General features: G+C 52.9%; 19 protein-coding genes, 1 pseudogene and 1 other annotated feature. Of the genes and pseudogenes, 14 read left to right on the top strand and 6 right to left on the bottom strand.

Features of this window, described 5'->3' with window-relative positions; genetic code table 11:
* Positions 1-170: 170 nt before the first annotated feature.
* Positions 171-2,768, bottom strand: coding sequence for a type I DNA topoisomerase (topA, locus tag RAC90_RS02320; protein ID WP_006119337.1), 2,598 nt, complete (start codon positions 2,766-2,768; stop codon positions 171-173).
* 370 nt (positions 2,769-3,138) lie between these two features.
* Between topA and RAC90_RS02315 the strand changes: the two genes are divergently transcribed.
* On the top strand, positions 3,139-3,387 hold the full coding sequence (locus RAC90_RS02315) for a DUF2498 family protein (protein ID WP_006119339.1): 249 nt from the start codon (positions 3,139-3,141) through the stop codon (positions 3,385-3,387).
* Between the two features lie 28 nt (positions 3,388-3,415).
* On the opposite strand, the gene sohB is transcribed toward RAC90_RS02315, so the two are convergent.
* Entirely contained in the window at positions 3,416-4,462 is a 1,047-nt protein-coding gene (sohB, locus tag RAC90_RS02310) for a protease SohB (RefSeq protein WP_006119340.1), read from the bottom strand.
* Positions 4,463-4,635: 173 nt separating this feature from the next.
* Here sohB and RAC90_RS02305 point away from each other — a divergent pair, with 173 nt between their 5' ends.
* From RAC90_RS02305 to RAC90_RS02295, 3 genes are all read left to right on the top strand, one after another.
* Positions 4,636-5,397, top strand: coding sequence for a YciK family oxidoreductase (locus RAC90_RS02305; RefSeq protein ID WP_006119341.1), 762 nt, complete (start codon positions 4,636-4,638; stop codon positions 5,395-5,397).
* The gene (cobO, locus tag RAC90_RS02300) at positions 5,397-5,987 is read left to right on the top strand and encodes a cob(I)yrinic acid a,c-diamide adenosyltransferase (protein ID WP_375092451.1); all 591 of its coding nucleotides are present in this window, start codon (positions 5,397-5,399) and stop codon (positions 5,985-5,987) included. Before RAC90_RS02305 ends, cobO begins: the two co-directional genes overlap by 1 nt.
* Before the next feature lie 464 nt (positions 5,988-6,451).
* Entirely contained in the window at positions 6,452-7,765 is a 1,314-nt protein-coding gene (locus tag RAC90_RS02295) for a CitMHS family transporter (protein ID WP_006119344.1), read from the top strand.
* Positions 7,766-7,853: 88 nt separating this feature from the next.
* On the opposite strand, the gene rluB is transcribed toward RAC90_RS02295, so the two are convergent.
* Positions 7,854-8,738, bottom strand: a complete 885-nt coding sequence (gene rluB, locus RAC90_RS02290; protein ID WP_006119347.1) for a 23S rRNA pseudouridine(2605) synthase RluB — start codon at positions 8,736-8,738, stop codon at positions 7,854-7,856.
* A gap of 1,078 nt (positions 8,739-9,816) precedes the next feature.
* Between rluB and RAC90_RS02285 the strand changes: the two genes are divergently transcribed.
* Positions 9,817-10,458 carry a hypothetical protein gene (locus tag RAC90_RS02285; protein ID WP_006119348.1) on the top strand — a complete coding sequence of 214 codons (642 nt, stop codon included), beginning with the start codon at positions 9,817-9,819 and terminating at the stop codon, positions 10,456-10,458.
* Between the two features lie 5 nt (positions 10,459-10,463).
* On the opposite strand, the gene RAC90_RS02280 is transcribed toward RAC90_RS02285, so the two are convergent.
* Together RAC90_RS02280 and RAC90_RS02275 are read right to left on the bottom strand one after the other, a co-directional pair.
* A complete protein-coding gene (locus RAC90_RS02280) occupies positions 10,464-11,084 on the bottom strand; it encodes an L-threonylcarbamoyladenylate synthase (RefSeq protein ID WP_039340183.1) in 621 nt (206 codons plus the stop codon).
* Between the two features lie 12 nt (positions 11,085-11,096).
* A complete protein-coding gene (locus tag RAC90_RS02275) occupies positions 11,097-11,981 on the bottom strand; it encodes a PHP domain-containing protein (protein ID WP_375123896.1) in 885 nt (294 codons plus the stop codon).
* Positions 11,982-12,135: 154 nt separating this feature from the next.
* Positions 12,136-12,238 (top strand) — a sequence feature (Trp leader region).
* A 23-nt stretch (positions 12,239-12,261) separates the two neighbouring features.
* Here RAC90_RS02275 and RAC90_RS02270 point away from each other — a divergent pair.
* From RAC90_RS02270 to RAC90_RS02245, 6 genes and pseudogenes are all read left to right on the top strand, one after another.
* Positions 12,262-13,824, top strand: coding sequence for an anthranilate synthase component 1 (locus RAC90_RS02270; protein WP_172912555.1), 1,563 nt, complete (start codon positions 12,262-12,264; stop codon positions 13,822-13,824).
* Positions 13,824-15,417, top strand: a pseudogene (gene trpD, locus RAC90_RS02265) (bifunctional anthranilate synthase glutamate amidotransferase component TrpG/anthranilate phosphoribosyltransferase TrpD). The gene RAC90_RS02270 and the pseudogene trpD overlap by 1 nt, the downstream one beginning before the upstream one ends.
* Positions 15,418-15,419: 2 nt before the next feature.
* A complete protein-coding gene (gene trpCF, locus RAC90_RS02260) occupies positions 15,420-16,781 on the top strand; it encodes a bifunctional indole-3-glycerol-phosphate synthase TrpC/phosphoribosylanthranilate isomerase TrpF (protein ID WP_039342988.1) in 1,362 nt (453 codons plus the stop codon).
* A 44-nt stretch (positions 16,782-16,825) separates the two neighbouring features.
* Entirely contained in the window at positions 16,826-18,016 is a 1,191-nt protein-coding gene (trpB, locus tag RAC90_RS02255) for a tryptophan synthase subunit beta (RefSeq protein WP_033741842.1), read from the top strand.
* Complete coding sequence (gene trpA, locus RAC90_RS02250) at positions 18,016-18,819, top strand: tryptophan synthase subunit alpha (RefSeq protein WP_033741843.1); 804 nt, start codon at positions 18,016-18,018, stop codon at positions 18,817-18,819. Before trpB ends, trpA begins: the two co-directional genes overlap by 1 nt.
* A gap of 149 nt (positions 18,820-18,968) precedes the next feature.
* The gene (locus RAC90_RS02245) at positions 18,969-19,283 is read left to right on the top strand and encodes a BON domain-containing protein (RefSeq protein WP_006119359.1); all 315 of its coding nucleotides are present in this window, start codon (positions 18,969-18,971) and stop codon (positions 19,281-19,283) included.
* Between the two features lie 48 nt (positions 19,284-19,331).
* On the opposite strand, the gene ompW is transcribed toward RAC90_RS02245, so the two are convergent.
* The gene (gene ompW / locus RAC90_RS02240) at positions 19,332-19,964 is read right to left on the bottom strand and encodes an outer membrane protein OmpW (protein ID WP_039342995.1); all 633 of its coding nucleotides are present in this window, start codon (positions 19,962-19,964) and stop codon (positions 19,332-19,334) included.
* A gap of 252 nt (positions 19,965-20,216) precedes the next feature.
* Here ompW and RAC90_RS02235 point away from each other — a divergent pair, with 252 nt between their 5' ends.
* Genes RAC90_RS02235 through RAC90_RS02225 form a run of 3 tightly spaced genes read left to right on the top strand, consistent with a single transcriptional unit; the run spans position 20,217 to position 21,991 of the window.
* Positions 20,217-20,633, top strand: coding sequence for a YkgJ family cysteine cluster protein (locus RAC90_RS02235; RefSeq protein ID WP_033741845.1), 417 nt, complete (start codon positions 20,217-20,219; stop codon positions 20,631-20,633).
* A gap of 27 nt (positions 20,634-20,660) precedes the next feature.
* Complete coding sequence (locus tag RAC90_RS02230; RefSeq protein WP_375123895.1) at positions 20,661-21,395, top strand: YciC family protein; 735 nt, start codon at positions 20,661-20,663, stop codon at positions 21,393-21,395.
* Positions 21,396-21,451: 56 nt separating this feature from the next.
* Positions 21,452-21,991, top strand: coding sequence for a septation protein A (locus RAC90_RS02225; protein WP_006119363.1), 540 nt, complete (start codon positions 21,452-21,454; stop codon positions 21,989-21,991).
* Positions 21,992-22,044: the final 53 nt, after the last annotated feature.

Below are 22,044 nucleotides of genomic sequence, written 5' to 3'. Positions count from 1 at the left end.
GGTTACAGAGTCGCATCCCCGGGTGGCGTACTGTCGCCCAGGCGGGTGAAAGGTGCTGAGCAGAAAGAAGGGATCGGAAATGCTATAACCACTATAGCATTTTAAGTATCAATGTAGAACGGAATGATATAAGGCGGGGAAAAAAGGCCAGCAATGCTGGCCTTACAGGGTTACTTTTTCGCTTCCTGCCACTTGCCGTCAATGTAAAACGCTGACCAGCCTGTCGCTTTGCCGTCTTTTTCAGACGCCACATACTGCTGTTTCGTTTTACGGCTAAAGCGCACCAGCGTCTTGTTGCCTTCCGGATCGGTTGCTGGCGCTTCGGCCAGATATTTCAACTTCTCAGGTAAACGGTCGTGGAAACGCTGCAGCTCTTCCACCAACGGTGCGCGGGTTTCACGCGATTTGGGGAAGGTATTGGCGGCCAGGAACACACCGGCAGCACCGTCACGCAACACAAAATACGCATCCGATTTTTCACACGGCAGTTCGGGCAGCGGCACGGGATCTTCTTTCGGCGGGGCGACATCGCCATTACGCAAAATCTTACGGGTGTTCTTACAGTCATCATTGGTACAGGCCATGTATTTACCGAAACGCCCCATTTTCAGGTGCATTTCAGAACCACATTTTTCGCACTCGACGACCGGACCATCGTAGCCCTTGATACGAAACTCCCCTTCTTCGATTTCATAACCATCGCACTCAGGGTTGTTACCGCAAACGTGCAGCTTGCGTCCGTTATCAATCAGATAGCTGTCCATCGCTGTGCCACATTTCTGGCAACGACGACGGGCACGCAGCGCGTTGGTTTCGGCATCGTCCCCTTCCAGAATATTCAGAACTTCATTTTCCGGAATCAGGTTGATGGTTTGCTTGCAACGCTCTTTCGGCGGTAACGCATAGCCTGAACACCCCAGGAAAACACCGGTGCTGGCTGTCCGAATCCCCATTTTACGGCCGCAGGTTGGGCAGTCGATGGAGGTCAGGACCATCTGATTCGGCTGCATTCCGCCTTCTTCCGGATCTTTCTCAGCCTGTTCCAGCTGCTGGCTGAAATCGGAGAAGAAGCGATCCAGAACCGCCTTCCACTCCGCCTGATTGTTGGCGACCTGGTCGAGGCTGTTTTCCATGTGAGCGGTAAAGTCGTAATTCATCAGCTCGCGGAAGTTCTCTTCCAGACGATCGGTGACAATTTCACCCATTTTTTCAGCGTAAAAGCGGCGGTTTTCCACCCTGACGTAGCCACGATCCTGGATAGTGGAAATGATGGCCGCATAGGTCGAAGGACGGCCGATACCGCGTTTTTCCAGCTCACGGACCAGTGAAGCTTCACTAAAGCGGGCCGGTGGCTTGGTAAAGTGCTGGCTGGGTAACAGGTCCTGCAGGCTCAGCTCATCGCCAACGTTAACCGGCGGTAAAGTACGATCCTCATCATTCTTACGCAGCGCAGGCATGACTTTGGTCCAGCCGTCAAAGCGCAGCGTACGCCCTTTGGCCTTCAGTTTGTAATCCCCTGCCGTGACTGTCAGCGTGGTCGAATCGTACTGTGCCGGTGTCATCTGACAGGCGACAAACTGACGCCAGATAAGCTGATACAGTTTCTGCGCATCCGCTTCCATATCTTTGAGCTGCTCGGCCAGCACTTCCACATCTGATGGACGGATGGCTTCATGCGCTTCCTGCGAATTCTCTTTGCTGGCGAAGGTATTCGCCGCATCGGGCAGGTACTTTTTACCAAAATGGCCTTCAATGTAGCCGCGCACCATCGAAACCGCATCCTGGCTCAGGTTCGTGGAATCGGTACGCATATAGGTGATATGGCCCGCTTCATACAGGCGCTGCGCCATCATCATGGTCTTTTTCACGCCAAAGCCCAGCCGGGTACTCGCCGCCTGCTGCAACGTGGAGGTAATAAACGGCGCGCCGGGTTTGCTGCTGGTTGGCTTGTCTTCACGGTCCGTGACCGCAAAGCGCGCTTTTTCCAGCAGAGCCAGCGCGGCGTGCGTCTGGTCGTGATTGACCGGACGGAACGGTTTATCGCCCGCATGAGTGACGTCCATCGTCAGCTCATCGCCCTTCGGCGTGGTCAGGTTAGCGCTCAGTTCCCAGTACTCTTCGGGCACAAAAGCTTTGATTTCACGCTCACGCTCAACCACTAACCGGACAGCAACAGACTGCACGCGACCGGCAGACAGGCCTCGCGCGATTTTTTTCCATAATAACGGGGATACCATGTACCCCACGACACGGTCCATAAAGCGGCGTGCCTGCTGTGCATTGACGCGGTCAATGTTGAGTTCGCCCGGCGTTTCAAACGCCTGGCGAATCGCATTTTTGGTGATCTCATTGAACACAACGCGGCTAAAGCGCTTATCGTCACCCCCGATCACTTCCCGCAGGTGCCACGCAATGGCTTCCCCTTCGCGGTCAAGGTCGGTTGCGAGATAGATATGGTCGGCGTTTTCGGCTAAAGCTTTGAGTTCCGCTACCACTTTCTCTTTATTGGGCAGGATTTGATAATCCGCTTCCCAGCCGTGATAGGGATCAACGCCCATACGACTGACCAGCGCGGCTTTCTCATCCTTCTTAACTTTTTTGGCTTTCTTATCTGTCGGGGTTTCAGCACTTTTTTTGGCGGTTGAACCACTGGTCGGCAGATCCCGGATATGGCCCACGCTGGATTTCACCACGTAGCCACTGCCGAGGTATTTATTGATTGTTTTAGCCTTTGCCGGGGACTCAACAATAACGAGTGCTTTACCCATATTTACCTTTACCTAATGAATACATCCTGCTCAACGGGAGAGGATTGGACGCCCTGAAAACCCATCGGGTTCAATATTGCTACGCCTGTTTGGTATTTCAAGACGTGGGGCTCAATCTCTGGTCAGTCGATTCTTTACAGTGCAACTTTATGATAAAAATCGCTTTTTCTGCCTGACTTAATCGCACTTCCCGGTGCAATATCCCTGGAATCTGAAACGCCCACACTGTACCTGATAAAATCTGTTACGCAACTTAATTAGCATCTGGTGTGAGGAAAGCCCTTTTTTACCCCTGCCCACGATTTGTCGAACAGTGCAGTACGGAAGTAATATAGAAAGAATTATCAGGCTGTCAAAAAGGCACAGACATATGCAGAATCTGACTGAGGGAGTGTCGTCCCAGGCACTGTTAGATATCGCTAACGCGATGCTCAGGGAACATGATGATTTTATCGCCGGTATTGAAGCTACTGCCGTCAGCCAGCAGGGCGATGTGCTGGTGTTTAAAGGGCCGTACTTTTTGGACACGGAAGGCCTGCCGACCGCAAAAACCACGGCGGTGTTCAACCTGTTCAAACACCTGGCCGTTCTGCTGTCACCCCGTTATCACCTGGTATAAAAAACCCGGCCTGAGCCGGGTCGATGCATCACAAAAACCGTTTGTCGCTGCGCTGCCACCATTTAAGCATAATGCGCTCAAGCACCTGCCCTGCGCTTTGCGTCAGGCGATCGATTTTTGAACGACGGCGCACATACGTCACGCCCAGTACCGTGAATTTCGCCATATTCGCGATAATGAGATCGTCACTGGTCGAAATGCGATCGATCAGGCCCAGTCCAAGCGCCTGCCGGCCATACCAGTGCTCGCCGGTTGCCACCCGGTCAATGTCGAGGGAAGGACGCATTTCATGAACAAACTGTTTAAACAACAGGTGGGTTTCGTTCAAATCCTGCTGAAACTTTTCACGTCCTTCTTCGGTGTTTTCACCAAACAGCGTCAGCGTACGTTTGTACTGACCCGCCGTGTGTAACTCAACGTCAATGTCATTACGTTTCAACAGACGGTTGAAGTTAGGGATTTGCGCGACAACCCCGATGGAACCGATGACGGCAAAAGGCGCGGCCACGATGGTATTGGCCACACAGGCCATCATATAGCCGCCGCTCGCCGCCACTTTGTCCACGGCCGCTGTCAGGTTCAACCCGGCATCACGCAGGCGCTGCAATTGTGACGCCGCCAGGCCATAACCGTGAACCATGCCGCCCGGGCTTTCCAGACGCAGTAATACTTCATCGCCCGGCTGGGCAACCGCCAGAATGGCTGAAATTTCTTCGCGTAGCGATTTCACTTCACTGGCATCGATGCTGCCATTGAAATTAAGCACGTACAACGTGGGTTTAACGGTGTCGACATTGCCCTGCTTCGCGTCGCGCTTCTCTGCTTTCGCCTTCTGTTTTTCGGCCTTTTTATGGTTTTTTAACCACAGTTTTTGCGCCTGCGGTTTCATTTTCTCAAGCTGCAACGCCTCTTTCATCTTGTTGTAATCGTCATCTAACCGCGTTAATCGCAGTTGTCCGCCCGGGTGACGTTTACGCTGAGCGGCATGTACAACAATCATGACGATGGCAGCAATGGCAACGACCACCGTCACCGCTTTTGCTAAAAACAATCCATAACTCAAAAGAAGATCCATCGTGTCGCCTTATTAAACAGAGGATTACTGACAAACGCCTAGTTTAACGGGTTTATGCTACTGCGTCGCCTGAAATGCCAGCATCTGGCACAGATTGTCCCTATTGCTAATTGCGTCGTGCCCTGAATTAGGGCATAAAGCGAAAAACCCAGACGTTGCGGGAGGTTCCCAACATGCATTATCAACCGAAAGATGATCTACTTGCCCATCGCATTATCCTGGTGACGGGTGCCTCTGACGGCATTGGACGCGAAGCGGCCCTGACCTACGCCCGCTTCGGCGCGGAGGTGATTTTACTGGGGCGCAGCGCTGAAAAGCTGCAGCAGACAGAAGCGTTGATAAACCAACTGAACAAGCGCCCTGCCCATTCGGTGGTATTGGATCTTTCAGACGCCACGCCGGCACGCTGTGCGCAGCTAGCGCAGGAACTGGCGCAAACATTCTCCCGTCTGGATGGTGTGTTACATAACGCCAGTATCTTAGGTGAGATTGTTCCGCTGGCCGACCTGGATCCGCAAATCTGGCAACAGGTCATGAAAATTAATGTTGATGCCACGTTTTACCTCACCCAGGCGCTATTGCCGTTGCTGCTCAAATCCGAAAGCGGCTCGCTGGTATTCACGACGTCAAGTGTGGGCCGTACCGGGCGCGCGGGTTGGGGTGCCTACGCGGTATCAAAGTTCGCCACAGAAGGCATGATGCAGGTGCTGGCCGACGAGTATAAAAATCAGGCATTGCGGGTTAACTGTATTAATCCTGGTGGTACGCGTACGAAAATGCGCGCCAGTGCGTTTCCTCAGGAAGACGCCGGTAAACTCAAAACGCCTGCCGATATCATGCCTCTTTACCTCTATTTAATGGGCGATGACAGCCGCCGTAAAACCGGTATGAGCTTCGATGCGCAGCCAGGCAGAAAACCCGGGGCCGCAGAGTAATGACCAGCGATCGTCATCAACAGCGGCAACAGCGTCTGAAAGAACAGGTGGATGCCCGCATTGCTGCCGCTCAGCAAGTCAGAGGCATTTTGATGGTGTTTACCGGAAACGGTAAAGGTAAAACCACCGCTGCGTTTGGCACGGCTCTACGCGCCTGCGGGCATGGCAAACGTGCCGCGGCCATTCAGTTCATTAAGGGAGAATGGCCCAACGGCGAACGCAACCTTCTGGCCCGGCACGGGGTGGAGTTTCAGGTAATGGCCACGGGTTTCACCTGGGAAACGCAAAATCGCCAGACCGATACAGCGGCCTGCCTGGCCGTCTGGGAACATGCCAGACGCATGCTGTCGGATGACACGCTTGATTTAGTGATTCTGGATGAGATCACCTACATGATCAGTATGGATTATCTGCCACTCGACGAGCTGGTAACCGCTCTGCAAGGCCGTCCTGCCCACCAGAGCGTCATCCTTACGGGTCGGGGTTGCCATCGCACCTTACTGGATATGGCTGACACCGTGACGGAAATGCGTCCGGTGAAACATGCCTTTGACCCCGGTATCCAGGCACAGCAGGGAATAGACTGGTAGCCTTTACCGTAGGCTGGCTGCCCTTATGCATCCGGCCTGCTTATCTTACGCAGTGCCCCCTCTGTACTTCCTTTTCCCTGTTTATCGGCCTGCATGCCCGCTTATTGTCATTGCAGCCTGGCACAGCTGGTCCTCAGGGCTTTTCCCGCTTTTATTTTCCATTCATGTTAATTTTGCGAAACGTTTTACGCGCCTTTTCCAGAAACCCTGCCTGAAAACCGGCGTCATCCGCCGCCGCCATGATTGATCTCAATCACATATTTTTACCGTTGAGAGACGTAAAACCGATCGGGATCACTCTTCAATGTTAAATAAATGATAAAAAATATTTAGCTTTAATATCATCCCATTGCGCGTGGTTAATCAAATCAACAGGTTAATCATTACCGTGCTAATCGATTCCATAATTAAATGTTCTTTCTGATAACAATTGAATAACTTTTGCCAATAAGAGGGCTCTTATTTTGCTGACCATACTGGGCTTTACGATGGTGGTTTGTTTCATGTATCTGATCATGACCAAACGCATGTCAGCGCTAATCGCGCTCATTCTTATCCCGACGCTTTTTGCGCTTATCGGCGGGTTTTATCACGGACTTGGGGAAATGATGCTGAACGGGGTCAAAACGCTGGCTCCGACGGGTGTGATGCTGACGTTTTCTATTCTCTATTTCGGCCTGATGATCGATGCCGGACTGTTTGATCCGCTGGTGCGTTTCATCCTGAAAATTGTGCGTGGCGACCCGCTTAAAGTGCTGGTCGGTACCGCTGTATTAACCTTGCTGGTCTCGCTGGATGGCGACAGTTCCACCACCTACATGATTGCTATTGCCGCGTTTCTTCCCCTCTACCGGAAACTGGGCATGAATGTGCTGGCAATGACCTGCCTGGTTAACCTGGCCAGCGGCATCATGAACCTGTCGCCGTGGGGAGGCCCCACAGCCCGCGCGGCGGCCGCGCTGCGCATTGATGCGCTGGATATTTTCATTCCCATGCTACCGGCCATTCTTATCGCCTGTGTTGCTCTTGTCGGTCTGGCCTTCGTGTTTGGGCTACAGGAACGTAAACGTCTGGGCGTCATGCGCATTAGCGACGACCATCTGAATAATATCGAACTGGGCCTGGGTGATGCAGACGAATGCGCAGCAAATCGCCGGCCCAAAATGTTCTGGCCAAACTTTATTCTGACCACGGTACTGCTGGTGCTTCTGGTGGTGGGTGCCATGCCCATTCAGATTCTGTTTATGCTGGCTTTTGCAATTGCCGTCATGCTTAATTACCCCTCGCTTGAGGAGCAAAAAGCCCGTATCGGTTCACACGCCAGTAATGTGCTGGCGGTGACTGCCTTGATTTTTGCGGCAGGTATTTTTACCGGCATACTGTCAGGTACCGGCATGGTGGACGCCATGGCGAAAAGTCTGCTGGCCTTTATTCCGCACAGTTTCGGACCTTATCTTGCGCTATTTACCGCCCTGATCAGTCTGCCGTTTACCTTTTTTATGTCCAACGATGCTTTCTACTTTGGCATTCTGCCTGTCATCGCGCAGACGGCCGCCAGCTATGGCATTTCAGCAGAAGAAATTGCCCGAGCCTCCATTGTGGGCCAACCCTTCCATCTGCTGAGTCCACTGGTGCCGTCGGTCTATCTGTTAGTCGGTCTGGCCAAAGTGGATATCGGTGACCATCAACGTTTTGCCATAAAATGGGGGATTTTGATTAGCCTGGTGCTGATGGCGGGCGGCTTAGTAACCGGCGCGTTTCCCCTCTTCCACCGGTAAGATGCCCGGGAGCGTCAGCCAGAAAGTAAAAAGCCACAACAGACGATGTTGCGGCTTTTTTATAGCCTTATATCAACCCGGCAGGCACTCAGGTTGCGTTGCGTTTGCTACTGGCATTACGACGAGCGGGTCTGCCACTGGCCTGGCTGTGACGTTTCACGGCCCGACGAATCTGATTGGCTTTTGTACGACGGCGATCTTTCTCAACCGCCAGTTTGGTGACGGTTTCGTCATCCATTCCTACCAGATTGCGCAGATAATTGACCGCTGGCAGATCCAGTTCCATCCAGCCACCGCGTGGTACACCTTTTGGCAAGGTGATGTCACCATAACGGACACGCATCAGGCGGCTGACCTGTACACCCACGGCTTCCCATAAACGGCGAACTTCACGGTTGCGTCCTTCAGTCAGGGTGACGTTGTACCACTGGTTGATGCCTTCTCCACCCGCAAAACGCAATGTTTTGAACGCTGCCGGACCATCTTCCAGTTGCACACCTTTACTGAGCTGACGAATTTTGTCATCGTCAACCTGGCCAAACACGCGCACCGCGTATTCACGTTCCACTTCCCGGCTGGGATGCATCAGGCGGTTAGCCAGTTCACCATCCGTTGTAAAAAGCATGAGTCCACAGGTATTCACGTCAAGGCGGCCAACGGCAATCCAGCGCGAACCGCGCAGGCGCGGCAGACGATCGAAGACCGTAGGCCGCCCTTCAGGATCGCTGCGTGTGCAGAGTTCACCTTCAGGTTTATAATACGCCAGCACACGGCACACTTCTGTTGCAGATTCAGCAATCGATACCAGATGGCCATCAATACGGATTTTCAGGGCTTTATTATTTTCGATGCGATCGCCGAGTGTGGCAAGCTTACCGTCAACGCTCACGCGTCCGGCCGCAATCATCGCTTCAATTTCACGACGCGAACCGTGACCGGCACGCGCTAAGACTTTTTGTAACTTCTCGCTCATGGAGCTACCTCATTGTCGCCTTCCCAGGCGTCGGATGGATTAGGTAATTAAACCTTTAAAATCAATAGGTTATATTTTCCTGTTGGCCCCATTATACAGCATGTCTGAGGCATTGTAACCCGTAATGTGCCGCCCGGAAGCGGCGTACGGGGCCTGGCTGCTGACCCGTGCCTTACGACACCTGTCCCGGGCGTGACGATCCCTACGCGCTCACGCCTGGTCCGGTTAAGATCTGGTCGAATTAGATGGCTGCGTTGCGTCCTGGTGATCGCGCGAGAAGATCATTATAAGCACACACGTTTATTCAGGGTAATTAAGTCAAATGACACAACCGTAACAGGGGGAGAATATTATCTGAATGTCACATTTGGTTACTTCATTTTAATTAATGTTACTTATCGCAGCTATTGGCTTTATTTCCGTCTTTACTCCCTCTTATAAATCATTTCCTGCCAAAACCGGTAGCGCATTAATGATTAAGTCTCCAGGTATCTGGCCTGACACTTTGCATTAACGGCTCACACTCAGTCGGCGCGCTAAACAGTTTTATTTTTGTGGCTGTTTACAAAAAATAAAAACAAAACACTGCTACTTAAGTCAAATAAAATCATTGTGGGCCCAGCAGCCCTCTGTTAGCCCGCCTCGCATCTTTAATGCACCCTGTTTACTCTATTATCAACAGGTTGCGTCGGGCAAAGCTATACAACATAAAAATCACTGTACAATTTTATTCATCAGCCGATAATGAAAGAATAAGAAGGTGGTCATCACCCTGTTTTTTATCATTAAGTCCGCAATGGCTTTTTTTTTTACCCTCGTAAAGTTAAAAAAAATTGGACTATTGCAATCTATTGCCGATAACACATTATGCGACCGGACAGTGAGCAGATTTTAATCCGTACGGTGTCAGTTATTTCTGACCCGGGCATTAAATTGCAGCACGCTAAAGGGTTGTTATTAATCTTAATACTGGCGCATCGGGAAACGCTGCGTTAATACGGCTCACGATGAGCTTTAATTTGCATGTCCTTAATCTTCACCAGGGATTTTACTGGCATGCTTAAGCGAAGACACCACCATGAAAAAACGTTTTGTAAGTTCAGCGTTGATTGCGTTGGCGCTGAGCGGTTGTTCCGTGGGCCATACCGAGTACAGCCGAACGGCAATGCAGCACGTGGATATGAGCGTGACAGGCATTCCGACGATTCTGGGTTTAGGCACGCTGGGCACCACTATTCCGTTGACGCCTGAATACAGCCTGACTGCCGCGCATGTGGCAAAATTTGCCGTGCAGCGCGTGAAGTCTTATCACCCTTACTGCGACCTTGCGATTATTTATCACAAGAATCCGCCGGATACGCTGGCTCACTTCCGCAGCACCGATATTGGCGATCACGTAAAGATGTACGGTTACAGCTATATTTCGGCGCTACCTGTTGAATCAAAGGGTGTGAATCTCGCACGCACCGCCATTCGTAACCTCTGGAATAAAAGTCCGTGCATCGCGATGGCTTCCAATGCTGGCGTGGTTCAGGGGATGTCTGGCGGTGGGGTCTTCAATAGTGACGATACCATCGGCGGCGTGATCGTCGGGTATTCCGATTCAATTAAAAATGGCCGTAGCGGGAAAGTGATACTGAAAGATGTGTCACTCTATATCCCTTACGGCCAGTTTAAAAACTGGTTACAGGCGACGATTCCTGACACCCGTAAAACCTGACGGTCTTACATAAAAGGCGTTGTGTCGCCAGCGCCTTCACGGACAATTTCAGGGGCATCACTGGTCAAATCAATCACGGTGGTAGGCTGCTGTCCCAGCGTGCCGCCGTCAATTATTAAGTCCACCAGCTTACCAATACTGTGCTGAATGTCTTCCGGATCAGATTCAGTGAAATCATTGCCTGGCAGAATCAAGGATGTCGACATCATCGGTTCATTAAGCGCTTCCAGTAACGCCAGGGCCACTGGATTCGACGGGACACGTAAACCAATGGTTTTACGTTTCTCGTTCATCAGACGGCGCGGGACTTCTTTCGTCGCCTTCAGAATAAACGTGTAATTGCCCGGCGTGTTATTTTTAATCAGGCGGAACGCGCTGTTGCCCACCTGTGAATACACCGACAACTCAGACAAATCGCGGCACATCAGTGTGAAATTATGATGGCCATCCAGTTGTCGTATACGGCAAATGCGCTCCATCGCGCCTTTTTCTTCCAGACGACATCCCAGGGCATAGCCTGAATCGGTCGGATAAACAATCACGCCACCTTTGTTCAGGTACTCCACAGCCTGGTTAATCAGACGCGGTTGCGGATTATCCGGATGAATATGAAACAGTTGACTCATAAAAACCTCTTGTCACCTTTCCGTGCATTCAGCAGCCGGAGCCAGTGCGGGAAAGCGTTCCCAGACGGGTTCTACGGCTGCGGGTAACCACAGTTTGCGGCCTAACTCAATCCACGGGCAGGGTTGATGAAAATCAGAACCTTGCGATGCGGCCAGATCGTTATCACGGGCGTACCCGGCTAACGTGGTACGCTCATCGGGTGCCTGCTGACATTGTGCCACCTCGATAGCATCACCCCCCGCAGCGCGAAAATACGCGATCAGGCGTTTCAGCCATTTTGCCGACAATCCGTAGCGTCCCGGATGAGCCAGCACCGCACAGCCACCAGAATGGTGAATGGCATCAATGGCTTGATTAATTGTACACCATTGCGGCGGCACGTAGCCGGTTTTGCCTCGGGCCAGATAATTTTTGAATACCTGCGCCATAGTGCTCGCTTTGCCAACCTCAACCAGATAGCGGGCAAAATGTCCCCGCGTGATCATTCCCCCTTCGGCTAAACGCAGGGCGCCCGCCAGTGCATCGGGAATCTGGGCTTTTTCAAGCCGCTCAGCAATGCGTTGGGCGCGTTCCAGTCGCGTCGTATACTGACCAGCGAGGAACTGCGTCATGACGGGATGATGAATATCGATATTTAATCCAACAATATGGATCTCATGATTTTCCCACAGCGTGGAAATCTCGACGCCGGCTATGACATTGACTGGCAACGAAGCACGTAATGCGGCCTGCTGTGCCTCGGCGACGCCCGCCACGGTATCGTGATCGGTAATGGCCAGCACACCTACGCGCATTTCAACCGCACGCGCGACCAGCGCCTGCGGGGATAGCAATCCATCGGAAGCCCGTGTATGACTATGTAGATCGTAAAGCGGAAAACGGGCGATATCGCTCAAAACAACTCCTGCTGGCGATGGAACAGGTCAGCATGATAACGATTTTATGGGTCACTGAAAAAGTGTATTGACATTTTTGTCACGAACCAGTTAACTAGTACACAAGTTCACCGCAGACGGGTATGTGTTTATGAAAATGGTTATTACGCTTTTCACTGGTTGGTGGCGCAATGTTTCCCGGTCGGGCGGCGTTGTCGTGCACACTTAGCGTAAACCTGTGCAGATACCTGAGCCCGCCAACAAGCGGGCTTTTTTTTGGACGACATTCAGAGAAATCATCATGCTCAATGCAAAACCTACAGTGAAGTTAATTACCGGTAACGCCCCTTATCGGGAAGATCCCGCCGCGGTTTTTCATCAGTTATGCGGCGCGCGCCCGTCAACGCTGCTGCTTGAATCTGCGGATATCGACAGCAAGGAAAATTTAAAAAGTCTGATGATCATCGACAGTGCCCTGCGTATCAGCGCGCTGGGTAACTGCGTCACTGTGCAAGCCCTGTCTGATAATGGTCGGGCGCTGCTGCCGCTGCTGGACGAGGCGCTTCCCGCCGAAATCAAAAATGAATCGCGCCCTGATGGCCGGGTGTTAACATTTACGACAACTCACGAGCAGCAAGATGAAGACTCTCGCTTACGCGCCCTGTCGGTGTTTGATGCCCTGCGTGTGATTCCGCAGTTAGTGAACTCGCCCGCCGATGAGCGCGAAGCCGTGTTCGTTGGCGGCCTGTTTGCCTATGATCTGGTCGCGGGTTTTGAGGACCTGCCGACGCTCAGCAGTGAGCAGCGCTGCCCTGACTACTGTTTCTATCTGGCGGAAACCCTGCTGGTGCTCGATCACCAGGCACACAGTGCCCGCCTGCAGGCCAGCCTGTTCTGTCCGTCCACCCACGAATTCCAGCGTCTGCAAAGCCGTATTGAGCAGTTACACGGACAAATGCTGCAACCTGCACCTGCGTTGCCCGTCAAGCCGGTCGAAACGATGACGCTGACCACCAGCCAGAGCGATGAGGAATACTGTAATGTGGTGAGGAAGATGCAGGATGCTATTCGTATTGGTGAGATCTTCCAGGTCGTGCCATCACGTCGCTTCTCACTGCCCTGCCCGTCGCCGCTGGCCGCTTACGATACGTTAAAACGCAGTAATCCCAGCCCGTATATGTTCTTTATGCAGGATCAGGATTTTTCGCTCTTTGGCGCCTCGCCGGAAAGCTCGCTCAAGTACGACGCCGCCTCACGACAGATCGAAATTTACCCGATTGCCGGAACGCGTCCACGCGGTCGACATGCGGATGGCTCGCTGGACCGCGATCTGGACAGCCGTATCGAACTTGAAATGCGCACCGATCATAAAGAGCTGGCCGAGCACCTGATGCTGGTCGATCTCGCACGCAATGACCTGGCGCGCATTTGTCGTCCCGGAAGCCGCTACGTTGCGGATCTGACCAAGGTTGATCGTTATTCCTTTGTTATGCACCTGGTCTCCCGCGTGGTGGGGACATTGCGTGAGGATCTGGATGTGCTACATGCCTACCGCGCCTGCATGAATATGGGCACGCTGAGCGGCGCGCCTAAAGTTCGCGCCATGCAACTGATCGCTGAAGCCGAAGGCACCCGACGCGGTATTTACGGCGGCGCTGTCGGCTATTTCACCGCCAACGGTGATTTGGATACCTGTATTGTGATCCGCTCAGCCTACGTGGAAGACGGCGTGGCCACTGTACAGGCCGGCGCGGGCGTGGTGCTCGATTCTAACCCACAGGCCGAGGCCGATGAAAGCCGCAATAAAGCCCGCGCGGTGCTGCGCGCTATCGCCACTGCTCATCACTGCAAGGAGATCTTCTGATGGCTGACATCCTGCTGCTGGATAACATCGACTCATTTACCTACAACCTTGTCGATCAACTGCGCACCTTTGGGCACAACGTGGTGATTTACCGCAACAACGTACCGGCCGCTTTGCTGATTGAACGTTTGCAGAGCATGGACAATCCTGTCCTGATGCTGTCACCCGGCCCTGGCGCGCCGAAAGACGCGGGCTGTATGCCCGAACTGCTGGGTGCGCTACGCGGAAAGTTACCGATTATCGGGATCTGCCTGGGCCATCAGGCGATTGTGGAAGCGTATGGCGGCCATGTCGGTCAGGCCGGTGAAATTTTGCATGGCAAAGCGTCATCCATTATCCATGACGGCGAGGCGATGTTTGCCGGACTGAGTAATCCTCTTCCCGTTGCCCGTTACCACTCACTGGTGGGCAGCAATACACCAGACGAATTAACGGTCAATGCCAGCTACAACGGCATGGTGATGGCCGTCCGTCATGAACACGATCGGGTTTGCGGATTCCAGTTCCATCCTGAATCCATTTTAACCACTCAGGGCGCACGTCTGCTTGAACAGACACTTGCCTGGGCGCTGGCGAAGTAACAGGGAGAACGCAATGCAACCGATTCTGGAAAAACTTTACCAGTCGCATAGTCTGACGCAGGCAGAAAGCCACCAGCTGTTCAGCGCCATTATTACCGGCCAGCTTGAACCTACCCAACTGGCGGCGGCGTTGGTTGCGATGAAAGTCCGGGGCGAGAACCCGGAGGAAATCGCCGGGGCAGCCTGTGCCTTACTTGAAGATGCCAAACCGTTTCCGCGTCCGGATTATGCGTTCGCCGATATTGTGGGCACCGGCGGGGATGGCAGTAACAGCATTAATATTTCAACCGCCAGTGCCTTTGTCGCCGCAACCTGTGGTCTGAAGGTGGCAAAACATGGCAATCGCAGCGTATCCAGCAAATCGGGGTCATCCGACCTGCTGGCCGCTTTCGGGATTAACCTGGACATGCCCGCTGAGCTGGCGCGGCGCGCACTGGACGATCTGAATGTCTGCTTCCTGTTCGCACCGCAGTACCACACGGGCTTTCGCCATGCTATGCCGGTGCGTCAGCAGTTGAAGACCCGCACGTTGTTTAACGTTCTGGGGCCACTGATCAACCCTGCGCGCCCACCGTTAGCCGTTATTGGCGTGTACAGCCCTGAGCTGGTCTTGCCGATTGCTCAGACGCTGAAAGTATTAGGCTACCAGCGTGCAGCCGTGGTACATGGCGGCGGCATGGATGAGGTTGCCCTGCACGATGTGACACAGGTGGCCGAGCTGCGCGAAGGGGAAATCACCCGCTATCAGTTAAGTCCGGAGGATTTTGGTTTCGGATTCCATCCTAAAGACGCGCTGGCAGGCGGCACGCCCGAAGAAAACCGTGACATTCTGACACGTTTACTCCAGGGTAATGGCGAGCAGGCCCATGAGGAGGCGGTTGCCGTGAATGTGGCCATGCTCCTGAAAGTGTTTGGTAATGAAGATCTCCGTGAAAATGCACAGCGTGCGCTTAACGCCATCCGTAGCGGTCAGGCTTATGAGCGCGTGGTGGCTCTGGCATCAAGAGGATAATCATGCAGGGTACAGTGTTAGATAAAATCGTGAAAGACAAAGCCGTCTGGGTTGAAGCGCGTAAGCAGCAGCAACCGCTGGAAAGCTTCCAGCCGCGCATTGTTCCTTCCAGCCGTAGCTTTTATGACGCACTGCAGGGCACCCGCACTGCCTTTATTCTGGAATGCAAAAAGGCTTCGCCTTCAAAAGGGCTGATCCGCGATGATTTCGATCCCGAAATGATCGCCGGGGTGTATCGCCATTATGCTTCTGCCGTTTCGGTATTAACCGACGAGAAATATTTCCAGGGCGACTTTGCCTTTTTGCCCGTCGTCAGTGCTGCGATTACGCAGCCGGTGCTGTGTAAAGACTTTATCATCGACCCTTATCAAATTTATCTGGCGCGTTTTTATCAGGCTGACGCCATCCTGCTGATGCTGTCGGTCGTGGATGATGAGCAGTATCGTCAGCTTTCCGCCATCGCACACAGCCTGCAGATGGGCGTTTTGACTGAAGTCAGCAATGAGCAGGAGCTGGAACGCGCTATTGCGCTGGAAGCCAAAGTGGTCGGCATTAATAACCGCGACCTGCGCGATCTGTCGATTGATCTCAACCGGACGCGTCAGCTTGCGCCGCGCCTGGGGCAAGGTGTGACCGTTATCAGCGAATCGGGCATCAACAATTACCGCGATGTGCGTGAACTGAGTCATTTTGCAAATGGCTTCCTGATTGGTTCGGCATTGATGGAAGAAGAGGATCTTCATGCTGCGGTGCGACGTGTCACCCTGGGCAGCAACAAGGTATGCGGACTGACGCGCCCTGAAGATGCCTGCGCGGCCTGTGATGCCGGCGCTATTTACGGCGGAATTATTTTTGCCGAGGGCTCGCCGCGTCAGGTGGATACCGAGAAAGCACGTGCCGTGATAGCCGGTGCCCCGCTTAACTATGTGGGTGTGTTCCGCAATGCGGCAATAAGTGACATTGTCACTAAAGTGGAATCATTGCAGCTGGCTGCTGTGCAGTTGCATGGCGATGAAGACCACGCTTATGTGGCTGCGCTTTATCAGGCACTGCCTGAACAGGTACAAATCTGGAAAGCGCTCAGCATCAGCGACGCGTTGCCAGAACGTAACTGGCCGCATATTGACCGTTACGTTTTCGATAATGGTCAGGGCGGTTCGGGCCAGACCTTTGACTGGTCGCTGCTACACGGGCAGGACCTGAAGAATGTTCTGCTGGCCGGTGGGCTGAGCGCGGATAACTGTGTGGAAGCCGCACAGTTGGGTTGTGCAGGACTCGATTTTAATTCCGGTGTAGAAAGCGCGCCAGGCATCAAAGATGCCAGCAAAATTGCGGCGGTGTTCCGAACGCTTCGCGCCTACTGACTGGACTGGCCCGCCTGAAGGCGGGCACACAAAAGGATAGATCCATGACTTTACTTAATCCCTATTTCGGCGAGTTTGGCGGCATGTACGTGCCACAAATTCTGATGCCTGCGCTGAAGCAGCTTGAAGAAGCCTTTGTCAGCGCCCAAAAAGACCCTGAGTTTCAGGCTGAATTTACCGACCTGTTGAAAAACTATGCCGGCCGCCCGACAGCCTTAACCCTGTGCGGTAACCTGACCAAAGGCACTCAAACCCGCCTTTACCTGAAACGTGAAGATCTGCTGCACGGCGGCGCGCACAAAACGAACCAGGTACTGGGACAAGCGTTGCTGGCTAAACGGATGGGCAAAAACGAGATTATAGCGGAAACCGGAGCCGGTCAGCATGGTGTGGCTTCAGCCCTGGCCTGTGCGCTGCTGGGCATGAAATGCCGCATCTACATGGGCGCCAAGGATGTTGAGCGTCAGTCACCTAACGTCTTTCGTATGCGCCTGATGGGTGCCGAAGTGATTCCGGTTCACAGCGGTTCCGCCACCCTGAAAGATGCCTGTAACGAGGCGCTGCGTGACTGGTCGGGCAGCTATGAAACCGCCCACTATATGCTGGGCACCGCGGCCGGCCCGCACCCGTTCCCGACCATCGTGCGTGAGTTCCAGCGCATGATCGGTGAAGAGACGAAAAAACAGATTCTGGAAAAAGAAGGACGTCTGCCCGACGCCGTCATCGCCTGCGTCGGCGGCGGCTCCAATGCGATTGGCATGTTTGCCGATTTCATCGAGGAAGAGAGCGTCAAACTGATTGGCGTTGAGCCAGCGGGCCACGGTATCGAAACCGGTGAGCACGGCGCACCGCTGAAACACGGCCGGGTCGGCATCTACTTCGGGATGAAAGCCCCGATGATGCAGACCAGCGAAGGGCAAATCGAAGAGTCCTACTCGATTTCTGCCGGCCTCGATTTCCCGTCAGTCGGCCCTCAGCACGCCCATCTGAACAGCATCGGCCGCGCGGACTATGTTTCCGTCACCGACAATGAAGCGCTGGCAGCCTTTAAAACGCTTTGTCGTGCGGAAGGCATTATCCCTGCGCTTGAATCCGCCCATGCGCTGGCCCATGCTTTAAAAATGGCGAAGGCGGAGCCGGAGAAAGAGCAGCTGATTGTGGTGAACCTTTCTGGGCGGGGTGATAAAGATATCTTCACCGTTCACGATATTCTGACTGCGCAGGGAGAAATTTGATGGAACGTTATGATCGACTGTTTACGCGTCTGGCGGCGAAGAAAGAAGGTGCGCTGGTTCCCTTCGTAACTCTGGGTGACCCGTCACCTGCCCTGTCATTACGCATTATCGATGCGCTGGTAGAAGGCGGGGCTGACGCACTTGAACTGGGAATTCCCTTTTCTGATCCTTTAGCAGATGGTCCTACTATTCAAAGTGCAACACTGCGTGCCTTCGCTGGCGGAACGACGACGGCACAGTGTTTTGAAATGCTCGCGGCGATTCGTCAAAAATATCCCGAACTCCCGATAGGTTTACTGATGTATGCCAATCTGGTGTTCAGCAATGGTATTGATGACTTTTATGCGCGTTGTGCCAAAGCGGGGGTCGACTCTGTCCTCGTGGCTGATGTGCCCGTAGAGGAATCGGCACCTTTCCGTCAGGCGGCTATGCGTCACGGTATTGCGCCCATTTTCATCTGCCCACCGAACGCCAGCGATGAACTTCTGCGCGAAATCGCTTCTCACGGTCGCGGTTACACCTATCTGTTATCACGAGCGGGCGTGACGGGTACTGAAAAGCGGGCCAGCCTGCCACTTGATCATCTGATAACCCGCCTGAAGGAATACCATGCAGCCCCGCCGCTACAGGGCTTTGGCATTTCCGAACCTTCCCAGGTAAAAGACTCTCTCGCGGCAGGCACAGCCGGTGCAATTTCAGGTTCCGCTGTTGTGAAAATTATTGAAAAGCATCACGCCGAGCCAGAGGTCATGCTGGACGCATTGAGAACATTTATCCACGATCTCAAAGCCGCCACCCGCTAACAGCCTTCACCTTATGCCTTACCGCCCGGTAAGGCATGATTTCGCTGTTTTTTTTCGCTGTCCGTTTGCCCATTTCGGATTTTCTGCACCACAATTAACAGGCGCCGTTATGGTAACGACGTATCCTATTTGTGACAGGGAGAGAAGCAATGAAATGGTTTAAAGTGCTGGCAAGTGCCATGGTCGCGGCTGTTGTTGCATTAACACTCAGCGCCTGTGCGCCAACGCCAACGAAAGAAGGCACCGGCGGTTACATTGATGACACCGTGATTACCACCAAAGTGAAAGCCGAATTGTTAAAAGATGAGTCGCTGAAATCAACCGAAATCAACGTTGAAACCTTTAAAGGTAAAGTGCAGCTCAGCGGCTTTGTCAGCTCACCGCAAATGGCTAACCGTGCCGTTCAGGTGACCCGAAGCGTTGCTGGGGTAAGATCCGTCGTGAATAACATGCAAATTAAATAACGCCGTTTTAAACCCAAAAGGGCCACGCATTGCGTGGCCCTTTTTTCTTCAGAAGCGATAACCTGCGCCAAAGAAGAATACCCAGGGGTCAACACGCATATGAATATTTTGCTGCTGATCGCCCGATTTAAATTTCACGTTCGTATCAATATCCATGTACCACAATGATGCATTCAGCAGCCAGTCACGGTTAATCTGATAATCCAGCCCTACCTGACCGGCAATGCCCCACGAGTCTTTCACACTGAGATCACTTAATCCCGCATCACGACCGGTCTGATTAAACGTTGCATCATAAAACGTCGTGTAGTTAATGCCGACGCCGACATAGGGTCGCGCTTTGCTTTGGCTGTCAAAGAAGTAGTACTGTGCCATCAGCGTTGGCGGCAATTGCCGGACCGTCGCCAGCGTGCCCGTTGGGCCAAGGCCAACTTTATGGCGGAACGGTGTGGCCGCCAGTAGCTCGACGCCAATATTGTCTGTCGCCATATAGGTAAACGTTAAGCCCAGTTGGGTATCATTACTGGCACTGAATCCGCCCATACCCAGTACGTTATCCGAGCCTTCGTTAGGTCGAACGGTGGCGCTACCTGCGCGAATAAAAAAATCACCTGCCTGGTGGGCCAGTGCCAGTTGAGGTAACGCAAGCGCCAGCAGCATGGCGCATTTAGCCAGTTTCATAGTCACTCCTGTGAGAAAGTAAGGTGCCTGCACTGAATCATTTTTTTGTGCGCACAGGTTTAACGCGTTTTTTTTATAAATGCATCTAAATCAAGACGGAAAAATGATATAAAAAACAATGAATTGACTCAGATCAATTTTATGCCCGTATCCCGGACACAAATAGTGCTTGCCGAAAAAATGGAGCGGCATTACTTTGCTCATCTCCCCCTGTGATTTTGGTTCGATGCCTTAGAGGTGGCGGGCGATCAAATGAGTGAAACTACAAACCCCTGTATTAGCTGTGGTGCCTGTTGTGCCCACTTCCGCGTCTCGTTTTACTGGGCTGAAGCCGACGATGCGGGCGGCCCCGTTCCCACAGAATTAACGGAACCTTTAAGTCTGATGATGCGAAATATGCGTGGGACGAACGATCGTTCGCCGCGCTGTATTGCGCTTGAAGGGGAAATCGGCCACTGCGTGTCGTGCAGTATTTATGAGAACCGCCCCTCGCCCTGCCGGGAGTTTGCTATGTCCGGCGAAAACGGGATCGGGAATGAAGGCTGCGATCGGGCCCGGGCACGCTATGGCCTTCCCGCACTGTTTCACCCATCTTTACCTGTTATGACAGAAAGTTATCCGGTTGCGGGTGCCAGCGAGCCGCCAGAACATGTACAATCGACGGGTTAATTAACCCGGTTCTTTCAAGGAGTGTACATGTCTATCACGGCAAGATCGTTATACCGTGACACAGGAAATTTTTTTCGTCATCAACTGATTACCCTGGTGCTGATGTCACTGTTGACCGCGTTTGTCACAGTGATGCTTTTACATGCCTTCACACCGGGTGACGATCAAATGGCGATCCTGCAGCAAGGCGATATCCGCAGTGCCTCGCTGTTTGAAATGGTGCAGAGCATGTCACCCGAACAGCAGCAGGTTCTGCTGCGTGCGTCTGCTGCGGGTACTTTTGCAGGCCTTGTCGGCAATACGCTGCTGTTGGGCGGTATGCTGTGCCTGATTCCGCTGGTATCGTCTGGCCAGCGCGTGAGCGCGCTGCGTGCCATTGGTACATCCGCGCCTTTATTACCGAAACTGCTGCTGCTGACCTTTTTGATCACCCTGGTCGCCCAACTGGGTTTTATGGTTCTGGTGGTGCCTGGCGTGCTGCTTACCATCGTGCTCTCGTTGTCGCCAATCATTCTGGCAAATGAAAAACTGGGCGTTATCGCCGCCATGCGCGCCAGCATGCGCATGGCCTGGAAAAACGTCAGACTGATTGCACCAGCCATTATTCTGTGGCTGCTGGCAAAACTGGCAGTGATGTTTTTCTTTACCTCGTTAGTGGTGCTGCCGATGAACGTGTCGACGGTGATTTTCACCGCTATCGGGAATCTGATTTCAACCCTGTTAGTAATTTACCTGTACCGGCTTTATATGCTGTTACGTTGATTGTCCGTGCGCCTTGGGGCGCACTGGCCGGGAATACCGCCTTAACTGGAATGACTATGAAGCAGTTACTCGACTTTCTTCCCCTTGTGGTTTTCTTTATTTTTTATAAGTTGTACGACATCTTCGTCGCCTCAGGAGCCCTGGTTGTCGCGACCGGCCTGGCGCTGGTGGCAAGCTGGGTGCTCTATCGCAAGCTTGAAAAAATGACCATTTTTACGTTTGTGCTGGTGGCGGTGTTTGGCACGCTCACCCTGGTTTTCCATAATGATGAATTTATTAAATGGAAAGTCACGGTGATCTACAGCCTGTTTGCGCTGGCGTTACTGTTCAGCCAGTGGTTTATGAAACAGCCGTTAATTCAGACCATGTTGGGAAAAGAGCTGGAGTTACCCAACACCGTATGGCGCAATCTGAATATTGCCTGGGCCCTCTTCTTTTTATTGTGTGGTCTGGCGAATATCTATGTGGCATTTTGGTTACCTCAGTCAGTCTGGGTTAACTTTAAAGTGTTTGGGCTGACCGGCCTGACGCTGCTCTTTACCTTACTGAGTGGGCTCTATATCTGGCGTAAGATGCCGCAACAACAGCAAAAATAAACCTGCTGCCCGTCTGTGCGGGCAGCCTTTCTTTCATTACATAAGAAAACAAC

The sequence above is a fragment of the Pantoea sp. CS_6 genome (assembly GCF_041954745.1).
Taxonomy (GTDB): Bacteria; Pseudomonadota; Gammaproteobacteria; order Enterobacterales; family Enterobacteriaceae; genus Pantoea; species Pantoea stewartii.
Note: the sequence above shows the minus strand (reverse complement) of the source record. Positions and strands in the feature narration are given on the sequence as shown.

Bases quoted from the DNA above. Each gene is read 5' to 3' on its own strand.
- trpB (WP_033741842.1), top strand. From the start codon at position 16,826: ATGACTTTACTTAATCCCTATTTCGGCGAGTTTGGCGGCATGTACGTG.
- topA (WP_006119337.1), bottom strand. From the start codon at position 2,768: ATGGGTAAAGCACTCGTTATTGTTGAGTCCCCGGCAAAGGCTAAAACA.
- RAC90_RS02270 (WP_172912555.1), top strand. From the start codon at position 12,262: ATGCTCAATGCAAAACCTACAGTGAAGTTAATTACCGGTAACGCCCCT.
- trpA (WP_033741843.1), top strand. From the start codon at position 18,016: ATGGAACGTTATGATCGACTGTTTACGCGTCTGGCGGCGAAGAAAGAA.
- ompW (WP_039342995.1), bottom strand. From the start codon at position 19,964: ATGAAACTGGCTAAATGCGCCATGCTGCTGGCGCTTGCGTTACCTCAA.
- RAC90_RS02230 (WP_375123895.1), top strand. From the start codon at position 20,661: ATGTCTATCACGGCAAGATCGTTATACCGTGACACAGGAAATTTTTTT.
- RAC90_RS02235 (WP_033741845.1), top strand. From the start codon at position 20,217: ATGAGTGAAACTACAAACCCCTGTATTAGCTGTGGTGCCTGTTGTGCC.
- rluB (WP_006119347.1), bottom strand. From the start codon at position 8,738: ATGAGCGAGAAGTTACAAAAAGTCTTAGCGCGTGCCGGTCACGGTTCG.
- RAC90_RS02315 (WP_006119339.1), top strand. From the start codon at position 3,139: ATGCAGAATCTGACTGAGGGAGTGTCGTCCCAGGCACTGTTAGATATC.
- RAC90_RS02280 (WP_039340183.1), bottom strand. From the start codon at position 11,084: ATGAGTCAACTGTTTCATATTCATCCGGATAATCCGCAACCGCGTCTG.
- RAC90_RS02245 (WP_006119359.1), top strand. From the start codon at position 18,969: ATGAAATGGTTTAAAGTGCTGGCAAGTGCCATGGTCGCGGCTGTTGTT.
- RAC90_RS02285 (WP_006119348.1), top strand. From the start codon at position 9,817: ATGAAAAAACGTTTTGTAAGTTCAGCGTTGATTGCGTTGGCGCTGAGC.
- RAC90_RS02305 (WP_006119341.1), top strand. From the start codon at position 4,636: ATGCATTATCAACCGAAAGATGATCTACTTGCCCATCGCATTATCCTG.
- RAC90_RS02225 (WP_006119363.1), top strand. From the start codon at position 21,452: ATGAAGCAGTTACTCGACTTTCTTCCCCTTGTGGTTTTCTTTATTTTT.
- trpCF (WP_039342988.1), top strand. From the start codon at position 15,420: ATGCAGGGTACAGTGTTAGATAAAATCGTGAAAGACAAAGCCGTCTGG.
- cobO (WP_375092451.1), top strand. From the start codon at position 5,397: ATGACCAGCGATCGTCATCAACAGCGGCAACAGCGTCTGAAAGAACAG.
- sohB (WP_006119340.1), bottom strand. From the start codon at position 4,462: ATGGATCTTCTTTTGAGTTATGGATTGTTTTTAGCAAAAGCGGTGACG.